Genomic DNA, 14973 nt, shown 5'->3' on the forward strand with positions numbered 1-14973 from the left:
ACACCGGTTTGCCATCACCTATCACCGTCAGCAACGTTCCAAGCGGATGCGGGTATCGGAACTTGATGGCATCAAAGGACTGGGACAGACCCGCAGAACTGAACTGGTGAAGCATTTTGGTTCGGTGGCGAAGCTCAAAGAAGCATCTGTGGAACAGATCACCGAGGTGAAGGGTTTCGGCCCGAAACTTGCCGCCAGTGTTCATGAGTCCTTGCACAACGAGGCATAGACACGCCCCAGGTGGGACGAGGCAGAACATGTAAACAACCGTTGAGAGATATTGATGAGGGCCATCGGCGAACCTGTGTCGGATGCTCTGGCTAGTATGTAGACATGAACCAATCCGCTGGCTCAACGATGCCCGACTCCGCGCAAAGCTCCAACCATGACACGACCTTCACTCCTGTCATCGTCACCGGCATGTCCGGTGCCGGTCTCAGCACTGCAGCCCGTGTCCTTGAGGATCTCGGTTGGTATGTGTCCCACAACCTACCACCGCAGATGATCCTGCCCCTGGTGGAGATGTGTGCCAAGGAGGATTCGCCGGTGGATAAGGTTGCTGTGGTCTGTGATGTCCGTTCCCGCGAGTTCCGCGGTGGTCTCCGGGAAACCATCACCGAGCTCGAGGAGAAGAACCTCGCACCTACGGTGCTGTTCCTTGATGCCCGTGATGATGAACTGATCCGACGTTTCGATAACGTGCGTCGTACGCACCCTCTCCAGGGCAGCCAGACCCTCCAGGTCGGTATTGAACGTGAGCGTCAGATGCTGTCAACGCTCAAGGAGGATGCCGATGTTGTCATCGACACCTCCGAGCTGTCAGTGCACGATCTGCGCCGGGCGATTGAATCCTCCTTCCGGACCATCGTCAAGCGGATTCAGCATGTCACGATTGAATCCTTCGGTTTCAAACACGGCTCCCCACGTGATGCGGACTTCATCGTAGATGTGCGATTCCTCCCCAATCCATTCTGGGTACCTGAGCTCCGCCCATTCCGAGGTGTGGATAAGCCGGTATCTGATTATGTCCTGGGGCAGAAGGGTGCGGAGGAGTTCCTGGACAACTTTGTCACCATGCTCGATGGCATGCTGCCGGGATACCGGCATGAGGGGAAGAACTTCATCACCGTGGCCATCGGTTGTACCGGTGGGCACCACAGGTCGGTGGCTGTCTCCGAAGAGCTGGCACGTCGCCTGAATGAGAAAACCGACCTGGATGTGTCGGTGGTTCACCGTGACATCGACCGCAATTAGGGGGGAGTGGGAAATTCAATGACCTCGCTGTATAACACCCCTGATTCCCCTGCCGAAATGGTTCCTGATTTGATCTCTGACGTCTCCACGCCTCCTACCGGTGCAGACGCCCCCCGCACCATCACCAGTCTGGGAGGTGGACATGGACTGTTTCAGACGCTCCGGGCTGCCCGCAGCTGTGGACCGGAGATGATCAATGCCATTGTCACTGTTGCCGATGATGGTGGCTCATCCGGAAGAATCCGGCATGAGCTCGGACAGATTCCGCCGGGGGATCTCCGCATGGCACTGGCTGCCCTGACTTCTGATGATTGGGAAGGGGAGCAGTGGGAACGCCTTCTGCAACACCGTTTCGGTGGGCACGGAGCACTCGCTGGCCATGCTCTGGGCAATCTCCTTATCGTGGCACTGACGGATATTCTCGGTACCTCTCAGAATGCTCTTGATCGTGTTGCTGAAATTGCCGGATCGAAGGGACGCGTGCTGCCGGTATGCGTGGAACCACTTGATATCGAAGCCGAGGTATCCGGTCTGGACAAGGATCCGCGCCTGATGCGGCAGGTCCGTGGACAGGTTGCTGTGGCAGCCACCCCAGGCCAGGTCCGCCGGGTCCGACTCATTCCGGAGGATCCCGAAGCCAACTCGGAGGCTGTCCAAGCAATCCTGGATGCGGATCTGGTCACCTTAGGGCCCGGTTCCTGGTTCTCCTCGGTCATCCCCCATATTCTCGTGCCGGAGATCGTTGACGCTCTGGCGCAGACAGAGGCCGCCAAGGTGGTTGTTCTCAACCTCACTGCTGAACCAGGTGAAACAGCGGGCTTTTCTGCCGAGCGACATATTCATGTCCTGAGACAACACGCCCGCAACCTGAGCATTGACCGGATCCTCATTGATTCTGGAACCATCACCTTGCCTTCTGAGCGGACCCATATGGAACGCGCCGCCAGGGCATTGGGCGCAGAAGTCGGTTTCCATGATGTACGCGCGGAAGATGGTCGCGGTAGGTTCACCAGTGTCCATGACCCCGCCAAGCTGTGTTCAGCACTTCTGAGTGAGTACGCGGCGATCCGCACGCGTGTGTAATTGCTCAGGAGACAGCAGCTACGAAAACTGACAGGGGAGCAGTGCTGTGGGGAGGCCATGCTGATCAATCAGCTTGGCCTCCCCACAGTGTTACCGCCCTGCCAGCTAAACTGGGCTATTGGAAATTTTTATAACTGCGGGCAACCGGTGGCGATGAGAGTGCTACCGGGGAAATAACATCCCGTGGTGCGAGGAAGGCATGACCTTGTCACTGACAACTGATATCAAAGAAGAACTGACCGGCGTCAACGTGACACGACCCAGCGCCAAGGCAGCAGAGATCTCTGCTCTCCTGAGATTTTCCGGTGAGATGCAGGCGGTTGCCGGGCGTTTGATCATCGAGGTCAATTTAGACAGCATCGCGGTGGCCCATCGCCTCCGGGACTTCATCAAGCAGCTCTATGCGACAGAGGTGCAGGTGCATACGGTCACCCCGAGTGGTGCACGCAAAAACCCTCGCTACCTCGTGCGCATCATCAATAATGCTGATGAGATCGCCCGTCGGACCGGCTTGGTCACCCGCTCCGGGCATCTCATCCGTGGACTGTCTCCGCAGGTTGTTTCAGGGACGATCAGTGATGCTGAGGCTGCCTGGCGTGGTGCCTTCCTGGCTGCAGGTTCACTGACTGAGCCGGGACGTTCCTCCGCTCTGGAGATTGTCTGCCCAGGTCAGGAGGCTGCCTTGGCCATGGTCGGATGTGCTAGGCGGATTGGTGTGACCGCGAAGACGAAAGATTCCCGTGGTTCTGATCGTGTGGTTGTTCGAGATTCCGAGGCGATCGGGGCATTATTGACCCGGATCGGTGCACAGCGGTCCCGGATGATCTGGGAGGAGAAACGGATCAAGCGGGAAGTGCGGACCCCAGCGAATCGTCTTGCCAACTTTGACGATGCAAACCTGCGCAGATCGGCGCGGGCAGCTGTGGCAGCTGCTGCCCGTGTGGAAAGGGCCATGCGGATTCTCGGTGATGATGTTCCAGAGCATTTGGCTGAGGCGGGGCAGTTAAGGGTGCAACACCGACAGGCCTCCCTGGAAGAGCTCGGGCGTCTTGCTGATCCCCAGATGACCAAGGATGCGGTTGCAGGCAGGATCCGACGTCTGTTGACCATGGCGGACAAGAGGGCGAAGGATACCGGTATTCCAGATACGAATTCAGCGGTGACCGAGGGGCTTCTCGACGAAATGTAGCCAGCACTGTCCCCCTCATGGCGACGGGCAGGGCGACGTAGGGTGCAGGGAGGAGGAAGGGGTAGTGGGGTTGTCCTGAATGGTGGTAAAACGACACCGGGCCGGTGCGGAAACTGGGGGAGCAGCACCACCGGGGAGTGAGTTACGTCACAATGTGGATGGGGTTGCGATTTTCTTGACCGTTAGTGCCGTGTTGTGAAGTGGGGCATGCCCCACCCCGGGTGGGGGTGAATTCTCGCCAGCCCATATTTCTTTCGCAGAGAGTGATCATCCAACATGGGAAAAGAGTGGGATTTCACCCCCGTTTGAGCAAATGGCAATTTTTGATTGTGTCCGGTCATTTTTAAAACTCATGCATTTTCCGGACTTCGGCGCTAAAATCGGAAGCAGGTTAACATGAGGAGAAATCAGTGACCCAGCCAGGATCGGTAGATTCGGGTGTTGGCTGAGTCTCAGATTTTAACGAGTGAGCCTGGTTAGCAGCGGAAGTGCTTCAGGATTCCCCTGAGCATTCCAGGTAATGGACATGCACAATCATTTTCAGAGGAGCAAGAACATGACTATTCGTGTTGGTATCAATGGTTTTGGCCGCATCGGACGCAACTTCTACCGTGCAGTCCTCGAGCGCAGCGATGACCTCGAGATTGTGGCGGTCAATGATCTGACCGATAACAAAACACTGTCCACCCTCCTGAAGTTCGACTCTATTCTCGGACGCCTCTCCGAAGAGGTTGAATATGATGAGGACTCCATCACCGTTGGTGGCAAGCGTATTGCCGTTTATGAAGAACGTGACCCGAAGAATCTCGACTGGGCTGCACATAACGTTGACATTGTCATCGAGTCCACTGGTTTCTTCACCGACGCTGAAGCTGCCAAGGCTCACATTGATGCTGGCGCCAAGAAGGTTCTCATCTCCGCGCCTGCCAAGAACGAGGACGCAACCTTCGTTTACGGCGTGAACCACCAGGATTATGATCCCGAGAACCACCACATCATCTCCGGCGCATCCTGCACCACCAACTGCCTGGCTCCGATGGCCAAGGTTCTCAACGATAAGTTCGGCATTGAGAACGGTCTCATGACCACCATCCACGCCTATACCGGCGACCAGCGTCTCCACGATGCGCCACACAAGGATCTGCGTCGTGCCCGCGCCGCAGCCGTCAACATCGTCCCCACCTCCACCGGTGCAGCCAAGGCAGTCGCCCTGGTGCTCCCAGAGCTCAAGGGCAAGCTTGATGGCTACGCACTGCGTGTCCCAGTCATCACCGGTTCCGCCACCGACCTGACCTTCACCACCAACTCTGAGGTCACCGTCGAGGCAGTCAATGCCGCCATCAAGGAAGCTGCTGTCGGCGAGCTGGGCGAGACCCTGGCCTACACCGAGGAGCCACTGGTATCTACGGACATCATCACCGATCCCCACGGTTCCATCTTTGATGCAGGCCTGACCAAGGTCTCCGGCAACACCGTCAAGGTTGTCTCCTGGTACGACAACGAGTGGGGTTACACCTGCCAGCTGCTGCGTCTGACTGAGCTCGTCGCATCCAAGCTCTAAGGTCAGCACTCAAAGGCACAGCTCACAACCTTTAAAATCATTTAACGGACCAGCGTGCACTGTGACCTACCCGGTGGCCCGGGGTGTGCCTCGGCACACCCCGGGCCATTTAGTGTCTCTTTCAATACAATTTAGGTGCGACTGCTAGAAGTCCACATCAAGAAACTTTCGTTATCTAACTCCAAGGAGTACGGCATGGCTGTAAAGACCCTGAAGGACCTGCTCGACGAAGGCGTCGACGGACGTCACGTCATCGTTCGTTCTGACTTCAATGTTCCATTGAATGATGATCGTGAAATCACCGACAAGGGCCGGATCATCGCCTCCCTGCCGACCCTCCAGGCGCTCAGCGAAGCAGGTGCCAAGGTCATCGTCATGGCACACCTCGGCCGCCCCAAGGGTGAAGTCAACGAAAAGTACTCCCTCGCACCAGTGGCTGAGGCACTCTCCGATGAACTCGGACAATACGTGGCACTGGCAGCAGACGTCGTCGGCGAAGATGCCCACGAGCGTGCTAACGGACTCACCGAAGGCGACATCCTCCTGCTGGAAAATGTCCGCTTCGACCCCCGTGAAACCTCCAAGGATGAGGCAGAGCGCGCAGAGTTCGCAGCACAGCTCGCAGAGCTGGCAGCAGACAACGGGGCATTCGTCTCTGATGGTTTCGGCGTTGTCCACCGCGCGCAGACCTCTGTCTACGACATTGCCAAGTGTCTTCCTCACTACGCCGGCGGACTGGTCGAAACTGAGATCTCCGTACTCGACAAGATCGCAGAAAAGCCAGAAGCACCCTACGTGGTGGTACTTGGCGGATCCAAGGTCTCTGACAAGCTCGGAGTCATCGAGGCACTTGCCGGTAAAGCTGATTCCATCATCATCGGTGGCGGCATGTGCTACACCTTCCTCAAGGCACAGGGCTACGACGTTCAGAAGTCCATGCTGCAGGAGGAGATGATCGATACCTGTAAGGATCTCCTCGAGCGTTTCAGCGACAAGATCGTCCTCCCGGTCGACCTGGTCTGGGCTTCCGAGTTCTCCAAGGATGCAGAAAAGACCACTGCTGATCTTGACTCCGCACCTGAGGGCTGGCTCTCCCTGGACATCGGGCCAAAATCCGTCGAGAAGTTCGCTGAGGTCCTCGGTGCCGCCAAGACCATCTTCTGGAACGGCCCGATGGGTGTCTTCGAATTCGAGGCCTTCTCTGATGGCACCCGCGGTGTTGCTCAGGCGATCCTCGATGCCACAGCCAACAACGGCGCATTCTCTGTCGTCGGTGGCGGCGATTCTGCAGCATCTGTGCGCGTACTCGGACTGAACGAAGAGGGCTTCTCCCATATCTCCACCGGTGGCGGAGCATCACTGGAGTTCTTGGAGGGCAAGGAACTCCCAGGCGTTGCCATCCTGAAGAGCTAGACCAGCACAGGGGGAGCCTCCCCCTGTTGATGCTCAACCGTAGAACTCTCATCCCGATCAACGGCCAGTTTCCATGGCCACGTAAAAGGAAGGTGTGTCATCCATGGCACGTAAACCACTCATCGCAGGTAACTGGAAGATGAACCTGGACCACCAGCAGGCCATCGGAACTGTCCAGAAGCTGGCATTTGCACTTCACAAGGATTACTACGAGAAGGTTGACGTTGCAGTCACCGTCCCCTTCACCGATCTGCGCTCCGTGCAGACCCTGGTTGAAGGTGACAAGCTGAAGATCACCTATGGTGCGCAGGACGTCTCCCAACATGAGTCCGGTGCCTACACCGGTGAGATCTCAGCAGCGATGCTGGCCAAGCTGAACTGCTCCTGGGTCGTTGTGGGACACTCTGAGCGCCGTGAGTACCACCAGGAAAACGATGAACTTGTCGCAGCTAAGGCCAAGGCAGCCCTGGGCAAGGGCATCAGCCCCATCGTCTGTGTAGGTGAGCCACTGGAAATCCGTGAAGCGGGTACCCACGTTGACCATGTCATCGAGCAGACCCGGGGTTCACTCGCAGGACTGTCCGCTGAGGACCTGGCCAACACCGTCATCGCCTATGAGCCAGTCTGGGCCATCGGCACCGGTAAGGTCGCTTCTGCAGCAGACGCCCAGGAAGTCTGCAAGGCAATCCGCGGCCTTATCGCTGAGCTCGCCGGCGAGGAGACCGCTGATGGCATCCGCATTCTCTATGGAGGTTCCGTCAAGGCGGAGACCATCGCGGAAATCATCGGCCAGGATGATGTCGATGGTGGCCTCGTCGGTGGCGCCTCCCTCGATGGTGAGGTTTTTGCCAAGCTTGCCATCAACGCAGCAGATGCCGTCTAAGAAAGCTGTCCTGAAGATAACTCTCTAGACACAACACATTGTTAAAATCCGCCCGCCGAGACGCCTTTCGCCAGGAAGGTCCGCGGCGGGCCGTTTTACTTATAGGAGCTGACTTTTTCCGTGAATGATCTTCTACGTGATGACATCCGCTTTCTCGGACGCCTGCTCGGTGAGGTGATTGCAGAGCAGGAGGGCACTGATATCTACGAGCTGGTGGAAAGCGCCCGACAAACCTCCTTTGAAATTGCCAAGGGCAACGCTGAGATGGACAGCCTCGTGGAGGTCTTCGCGGGAATCAGCCCAGGTGTGGCCACTCCGGTGGCACGCGCCTTCACCCACTTTGCACTGTTGGCCAACCTGGCGGAGGACCTCCACGATGCCGCCGCCCGGGAACGCTCCCTGGATGCAGGTGACACCGCACCGGACAGCACCCTTGACGCCACCTGGAAAAAGCTGAATGAAGCCCAGGTGACGACGCAGGACGTGGTCAAGGTTATCCGGAACGCCCAGGTAGCCCCGGTGTTGACCGCGCACCCCACGGAGACCCGTCGACGAACAGTCTTTGATGCCCAGAAACACATCACGGCACTGATGAATGAACGCCATCTGGTTATTGCGGCTCCGGAGAACGCCCGCACCCAGTCCCGACTGGATTCCATCGAACACGATATCCGTCGCCGCATCACTATCCTCTGGCAGACCGCACTGATCCGCGTTGCCCGCCCCCGCATCGAGGACGAGATCGAGGTGGGCTTGCGCTACTACAAACTGAGCCTGCTGGAAGAGATCCCACGGATCAACCACGATGTCACCAAGGAACTGACCAACCGCTTTGGCGAAGGTGTTCCCGAAGTCGCCCTAGTCAAACCAGGCTCCTGGATCGGTGGTGACCATGACGGTAACCCCTATGTCACCGCAGACACCGTCAACTACGCCACACACCGCGCAGCAGAAACTGTGCTCAAGTACTACGCCAAGCAACTCCATGCCCTGGAACACGAGCTCAGTCTGTCGGATCGTATGAATGAGATCACCGATGAACTGCGCAAACTGGCTGACGCCGGCCAGAATGATGTCCCCAGCCGTGTGGACGAGCCTTATCGACGCGCCATCCACGGCATGCGCGGACGTATCCTGGCAACCACGGCCAAGCTGATCGGCGAAGACTCCATTGAGGGAACCTGGTTCACAACCTTCGAACCCTATGGCGGACCCGATGACTTCAAACGCGACCTCAATATCGTTGATACTTCCCTGCGACTGTCCCGCGATGACATCATCGCCGATGACCGCCTGGCCATGGTCCGTTCCGCAGCAGACAGCTTCGGCTTCAACCTCTACTCCCTGGACCTGCGTCAGAATTCAGAGAGCTACGAAGAGGTACTTACCGAACTCTTCGCCACCGCACAGGCCACAGAGAACTACTCAGCCCTGTCAGAAGACGAGAAGACCACGCTGCTGCTGAAGGAATTGAGCAGCCCACGCCCACTCATCCCACATGGTGACTGGGAATACTCCGAAGTCACCAGCAGAGAACTGGGCATCTTCGCCGAGGCCGCTGAAGCAGCACAAAAATTCGGCCCCTGGACAGTGCCACACTGCATCATCTCCATGGCCTCATCTGTGACCGACATCCTCGAGCCAATGGTCCTGCTCAAGGAATTCGGCATGATCACCGCCAACGGCACCACACCAACCGGCGACATTGATGTTATCCCACTATTTGAAACCATCGATGACCTCCAACGCGGAGCCGCCATCCTGGAGGAACTATGGGAAATCGACCTCTACCGCAACTACCTGGAACAGCGCGACAGCGTCCAGGAAGTCATGCTCGGCTACTCTGACTCCAACAAGGACGGCGGATACTTCTCCGCCAACTGGGGACTCTATGACGCTGAACTGAACCTGGTGGAACTGTGTAAGCGCGCCGGGGTGAAGCTGCGTCTGTTCCATGGTCGTGGTGGAACCGTCGGCCGTGGTGGGGGACCATCCTATGATGCCATCCTGGCCCAACCCAAGGGTGCAGTCCAGGGTGCGGTACGCGTCACGGAACAGGGCGAGATCATCTCAGCCAAATATGGACATCCTGCCACTGCCAGGCGCAATCTTGAAGCCCTGGTCTCGGCAACACTGGAGGCCTCACTTTTAGATGATGTGGAGTTGCCCAACCGGGCACGTGCACATCAGGCGATGGAGGAGATCGCAGAGCTGAGTTTTAAGAAGTATTCCTCCCTGATCCATGAGGATCCGGGTTTCATTTCTTATTTCACCCAGTCCACCCCGATGCAGGAGATCGGATCCCTCAACATCGGTTCCCGACCCTCCTCACGTAAACAGACCAATACGGTGGAGGACCTCCGCGCGATTCCCTGGGTGCTGAGCTGGTCACAGTCACGTGTCATGCTGCCGGGCTGGTTTGGTGTGGGCACCGCTCTTAAAGACTGGATCGGGGAGGGCGAGCAGGCCCAGGAACGTCTTGAGGAGCTGCAGGAACTCAACCGGCGCTGGCCATTTTTCACCTCGGTGCTGGATAACATGGCACAGGTCATGAGTAAGGCAGAGTTGAGGTTGGCCAAGCTGTATTCGGATCTCATTCCGGATAGGGAAGTGGCTGAGCGTATCTACCAGACCATCTTTGAGGAGTATTTCCTGACCAAGGAGATGTTCTGCCGGGTCACCGGTGCTGGTGACCTGCTGGATGATAACCCCACCCTGGCGCGTTCTGTGCGCAGTCGTTTCCCCTACTTGCTGCCACTGAATGTCATCCAGGTGGAGATGATGCGACGCTATCGCTCCGGCGATGACAGTGCGAGTGTGTCCCGAAACATCCAGTTGACGATGAATGGGCTGGCCACCGCGCTGCGCAACTCAGGATAGAAAACTGGTTGTGGACATGTGATATCGGCCCGGTTTCCTCCCAGGGGAGAGAAGCGGTGTATACTATTCCAAGTTGCCCGGGGAAACTTCCCACGGGCGTGAGGGACAGACTTAACGGCAAAGGAAAATTCACCACATGGCACTGACGCTTCAAATCGTCCTCGTTCTCACCAGCGTGCTCATGACGGTCTTCGTCCTCCTGCACAAGGGCAAGGGCGGCGGCCTCTCCAGCCTTTTCGGTGGCGGCGTGCAGTCCAACCTTTCCGGCTCCACCGTGGTGGAGAAGAACCTGGACCGCGTCACCATCCTGACTGCGGTCATCTGGATTGTCTGCATCGTGGCACTAAACCTCATCCAGGCTTATTCCTAAGACCTGTTAATACCACTGTGGCCTGCTTTCCTTGTAAAGGGAAGCAGGCCACAGTGGTTTTTAGCCCAGGGCACAAAACCCCCGCTGTGCAACACCTTCACGGTGTCGCACAGCGGGGGATGTTGTCGACAAAGACTACGCGGTGGCAGCATCCTCTGTGAGGAACAGCAGGGTTTCCTCTGAACCGGTGGCGCCAGCAGCAGGCCAGTCAACGGCCGGCTGGCCACTGATGATGGCGGCTGCTGCCTCAGCCTTCTCTGCGCCGGACACCAGCAGCCAGACACGCTGAGCGGAATGAACGGCCGGCAGAGTGAGGGTGACGCGCTCTGCAGGTGGCTTCGGAGAATCAGTCACTGCGATCACCGTGCGTTCTGCCTCACGCACCGCATCAGTGTGGGGGAACAGTGAGTTGATATGGCCTTCGCCGCCCATGCCCAGCAGGTGGAGATCGAAACCCTCCGGGGCGACCTCCTCGAGCACGGCCTCATAGGTGCGGGCGGAATCATCCAGGGTATCAGTATCCAGGCCCTGCAGCTGATAGCCGTGGATGTTGGACTCCGGGATGGAGACCTTGGACAGCAGTGCCTCGCGAGCCTGGCCCTCATTGGACTCAGGATCTGTCACCGGCACGTTGCGTTCATCGCCGAAGAAGACATGGATGTTATCCCAGTTCAATTCGGCACCGTCGACGGCGAGCTTCTCCAGCAGTTTGATGCCTGCACCACCGCCGGTGAGGACGATGCGGGCGATGCCATCGCCGTGGACACCGGCACCCGGGACAGTTGCGGCTTTCGCCACAGTGATGAATCGTTCAGCGGCCTGTTTTACCAGATCGGTGGTATCCGTAGCATTGACAATGTTGACCATGGGGGGGAAACTCCTACTCGTTTACTCGGTTAACCAGCGATAGTCCGGAAAGAGCGTGCTGGTATCCATAATCAGGATCCATGTGGCGCAGCTCCTCAGACAGACAGTCGGATTCACTGCGTCGACCAATCGCCACCAGTGATGGTGGGATATCGCTGTTGATCAGATCCACACGCAGCGTGTGCGCATCCTGGATGCTGACCACGATGGTGCCGGTGGTGCGCTCAATCTCAAGACGCTGAACCGCTAGCAGTGGTGTGCCTTCCTCATCGCAGGGCACGGTCGGCGCATCGGTGGCGACACGAGTCACGGGCACCTGCAGTCGGCTGGCCAGCCACCCTGCCGCAAGATCCACCGAGACGCTTGTCGACGGCCCCTCCACCCGTGCCGACACAATCTCACCATGTGGCGGGTGGTCGAGGGAGGAGGCCACCAGACCACGCCACTGGGTCAGACGTGCCCAGGTCATATCCGTATCACCTGGGTGGTAGTGCTCCACACGATCAGCCAGAGAATCCTCGCCACCATGCAGAGCATCGGTGATGCGGCGCTGGGCAATCTTGCCGATGGAGTTCGTGGAGGGGTCTGCCGGCGCATCGGTAGGCCACCAGGCAACGATCGGGGTGTCAGGAAGCAGCAGTGGAGTGACCACAGACTGCAGGTTGCCAGCCACCGGTCCGGAGAGGTGGATGATGATCATCTCAGAGGCACCGGCATCACCGCCGATGCGTACCTCCGCATCCACCTTCGTCTCACCCTCCTTGGAGCCGAGGATCAAGACGATCACGCGTGATGGATGCTCGCGGGATGCCTCATTGGTGGATTCAGTGATGGTGTCCACATCACTGTCGGACTTGACCACCACGATCAGGGTGAGTACGCGACCGGTGGTGACCTGCGTTCCGGACTCACGAAGACGCGACAGGGTTTTCGCGATTTCACGGGTTGTTGTATCTGGAAGCTCAAAAATCATGGGTTATAAAGTTCCTAACGTCCTCGTCCTATGGCCTACGCCAGCTGTGGCCATTGCGTGCGAGCATGTCGTCGCCACTCTTGGGGCCCCAGGTTCCGGCTGCATAGGTTTCAGGCTGACCGCCCTTTTCCCATACCTCAAGAACCGGGTCCAGGATCTTCCAGCTGAGTTCAACTTCTTCATTGGTGGGGAAGAGACTGGACTCATCCAGCAGCGCATCGAGGATGAGGCGCTCATAGGCCTCAGGGGATTCCTCGGTGAAGGACTCTGAATAGGAGAAGTCCATGTTCACATCACGGACCTCCATGGCAGAGCCTGGCACCTTGGAGCCGAAACGGATCAGCACACCCTCATCCGGCTGCACACGGATCACGATGGCGTTATTACCCAGGGAGGCAGTCATACCCTCATCAAAGGGCTGGTGTGGAGCATCCTTGAACACCACGGCGATCTCGGTTACGCGCCTACCCAGGCGCTTACCGGAACGCAGATAGAAAGGAACACCGGCCCAGCGGCGGGAAGTGATCTCCAAGGTGCAGGCAGCGTAGGTCTCCGTGGTGGATTCAGGATCAAAGCCTTCCTCCTCACGCAGTCCTTTGACATATTCCGAGCCCTGCCAGCCGGCACCGTACTGGCCACGTGCTGAGCTTTCCTCGATGGGGTAGCACGGCTTGGTGGCACGCAGCACCTTGACCTTCTCAGCCTGCAGCTGGGAGGGAGTGAAGGAGATGGGTTCCTCCATGGCCACCAGCGCCAGCAGCTGGATCAGATGATTCTGGATGACATCGCGGGCGGCGCCGATGCCGTCATAGTATCCGGCGCGGCCCCCCAACCCGATATCCTCTGCCATGGTGATCTGAACGTGATCAACATAGTTGGAATTCCATAGTGGTTCGAAGAGCTGGTTGGCAAAACGCAGTGCCAGGATGTTCTGGACGGTTTCCTTACCCAGGTAGTGATCAATGCGGAACACAGACTCCTCAGGGAATACGGCGTTGACCGTCTCATTGAGTTCATGTGCTGTTTCCAGGTCATTGCCGAAAGGTTTCTCGATGACCACACGACGCCAGGAATCAGCAGTGGACTCAGCCATGCCGGAACGCTCCAGCTGGTGGCAGACCGCTGCGAAGGAATCTGGTGGAATAGAGAGGTAATACGCCCAGTTGCCGGCGGTGCCACGGGTTTCATCAAGACGTCTCAGGGTTGCCGCGAGATTGTCGAAGGCTACGTCATCATCAAAGTTGCCACGGACAAACTCCATGCCCTCAGTCAGTCGGGTCCAGACGTTTTCACGGAAGTCCGTGCGGGCACCCTCCACGACGGCATCGCGAACATAGTGTTCAAACTCTGATTTAGACCAGTCGCGTCGGCCATAACCAACGAGTGCGAAACCCGGTGGGAGGAGGCCACGGTTGGCCAGATCATAAATTGCAGGCAGCAGCTTTTTACGGGCGAGGTCACCGGTGACACCGAAGATGACCATGCCGGATGGGCCAGCGATGCGGGGCAGTCGCTTGTCCTGGGGATCGCGGAGTGGATTGGACCAGGTGTTGGGAGTCGTGTTGGGGCTCACAGTGGAAGCGTCACGATCCTTTCTTGACAATGATGAAACGGCCAGAGGCTTCACGTGTTGATCGTTAGCTACTGGCCGCTACGGAAACAGCATGTGCGCTGGTTGGAAACTACTTCAGGCGGGCTTCCATGGATTCCAGGAGCTCGCTCCAGGATGCCACAAACTTCTCCACGCCTTCATTCTCGAGGACTTCGAAGACATCGCCGAGATCAACACCGAGTGCGCTGAGCTTGGTGAAGATTTCCTCGGCCTCCTCAGCGGAGTTGGAGAGGGTATCGCCGTGCAGGTTTCCCTGCTCAAGTACAGCGTCGATAGTACCTTCCGGCATGGTGTTGACGGTGTTCGGGCCAGCCAATTCGGAAACGTACAGGGTGTCAGGGTAGGCAGGGTTCTTCACACCGGTGGAGGCCCACAGTGGACGCTGGGTGTTTGCACCTTCTGGAAGGTCAGCCTCGGCGAAGAGCTCTAGGTAGAGGGCGTAGGCGCGCTGCGCGTTGGCGACACCGGCCTTGCCACGAAGTTCCAGTGCCTCCTCGGAACCGATCTCCTCCAGGCGCTTATCAATCTCGACATCCACGCGGGAAACGAAGAAGGATGCCACGGAGTGGATCTTGGAGACATCGTGGCCGTTGTCGGCAGCACGCTTGACTCCCTCGATATAGGCCTTGATGACCTGACGGTAACGCTCAACGGAGAAGATCAGGGTCACGTTGACGCTGATGCCCTCTGCCAGTGCATCGGAGATGGCAGGCAGGGAACCCGGGGTGGCCGGGATCTTGATCATCACGTTCGGGCGGTCAACCTTGGCCCACAGCTCCTTGGCCTGGGCGAAGGTGGCATCTGCATCAGCGGAGATGCGTGGGTCAACCTCGATGGAAACGCGTCCGTCAGCGCCATCGGTGGACTCGTAGACACCGGTGAACAGGT

General features: G+C 58.0%; 13 protein-coding genes. 9 read left to right on the plus strand and 4 right to left on the minus strand.

All coding sequences use genetic code 11. The annotated features are described in order from the left end of the window. The 9 genes from Q0M74_RS08340 to secG form a co-directional block, all read left to right on the plus strand. Window positions 1-229 (plus strand): helix-hairpin-helix domain-containing protein (locus Q0M74_RS08340; RefSeq protein ID WP_293953332.1); only part of this gene is annotated, 229 nt, incomplete at its 5' end. 128 nt (window positions 230-357) lie between these two features. Next, window positions 358-1254, plus strand: a complete 897-nt coding sequence (gene rapZ, locus Q0M74_RS08345; protein WP_293953352.1) for an RNase adapter RapZ — start codon at window positions 358-360, stop codon at window positions 1252-1254. A gap of 57 nt (window positions 1255-1311) precedes the next feature. Continuing rightward, entirely contained in the window at window positions 1312-2337 is a 1026-nt protein-coding gene (gene yvcK / locus Q0M74_RS08350) for a uridine diphosphate-N-acetylglucosamine-binding protein YvcK (RefSeq protein ID WP_293953354.1), read from the plus strand. 205 nt (window positions 2338-2542) lie between these two features. Beyond that, complete coding sequence (whiA, locus tag Q0M74_RS08355; protein ID WP_293953356.1) at window positions 2543-3526, plus strand: DNA-binding protein WhiA; 984 nt, start codon at window positions 2543-2545, stop codon at window positions 3524-3526. 556 nt (window positions 3527-4082) lie between these two features. Beyond that, a complete protein-coding gene (gene gap / locus Q0M74_RS08360) occupies window positions 4083-5087 on the plus strand; it encodes a type I glyceraldehyde-3-phosphate dehydrogenase (RefSeq protein WP_293953334.1) in 1005 nt (334 codons plus the stop codon). Between the two features lie 195 nt (window positions 5088-5282). Beyond that, complete coding sequence (pgk, locus tag Q0M74_RS08365) at window positions 5283-6500, plus strand: phosphoglycerate kinase (protein WP_293953336.1); 1218 nt, start codon at window positions 5283-5285, stop codon at window positions 6498-6500. Window positions 6501-6603: 103 nt separating this feature from the next. Then, the gene (tpiA, locus tag Q0M74_RS08370; RefSeq protein ID WP_293953338.1) at window positions 6604-7383 is read left to right on the plus strand and encodes a triose-phosphate isomerase; all 780 of its coding nucleotides are present in this window, start codon (window positions 6604-6606) and stop codon (window positions 7381-7383) included. 120 nt (window positions 7384-7503) lie between these two features. After that, complete coding sequence (gene ppc / locus Q0M74_RS08375) at window positions 7504-10263, plus strand: phosphoenolpyruvate carboxylase (protein WP_293953340.1); 2760 nt, start codon at window positions 7504-7506, stop codon at window positions 10261-10263. 136 nt (window positions 10264-10399) lie between these two features. After that, a complete protein-coding gene (secG, locus tag Q0M74_RS08380) occupies window positions 10400-10633 on the plus strand; it encodes a preprotein translocase subunit SecG (RefSeq protein ID WP_293953342.1) in 234 nt (77 codons plus the stop codon). 135 nt (window positions 10634-10768) lie between these two features. Here the strand turns inward: secG and pgl are convergent, their stop codons facing one another. From pgl to tal, 4 genes are all read right to left on the minus strand, one after another. Then, window positions 10769-11500, minus strand: a complete 732-nt coding sequence (pgl, locus tag Q0M74_RS08385) for a 6-phosphogluconolactonase (protein ID WP_293953344.1) — start codon at window positions 11498-11500, stop codon at window positions 10769-10771. A 13-nt stretch (window positions 11501-11513) separates the two neighbouring features. Beyond that, window positions 11514-12473 (minus strand): glucose-6-phosphate dehydrogenase assembly protein OpcA, encoded by a 960-nt coding sequence (locus Q0M74_RS08390; protein WP_293953346.1) that lies wholly within the window; start codon window positions 12471-12473, stop codon window positions 11514-11516. Between the two features lie 28 nt (window positions 12474-12501). Beyond that, complete coding sequence (gene zwf, locus Q0M74_RS08395) at window positions 12502-14046, minus strand: glucose-6-phosphate dehydrogenase (RefSeq protein WP_293953348.1); 1545 nt, start codon at window positions 14044-14046, stop codon at window positions 12502-12504. Window positions 14047-14155: 109 nt separating this feature from the next. Continuing rightward, the coding region (gene tal, locus Q0M74_RS08400) for a transaldolase (RefSeq protein WP_293953350.1) at window positions 14156-14973 on the minus strand (818 nt) is incomplete at its 5' end.

This window comes from uncultured Corynebacterium sp. (genome assembly GCF_945649885.1).
GTDB lineage: Bacteria > Actinomycetota > Actinomycetes > Mycobacteriales > Mycobacteriaceae > Corynebacterium.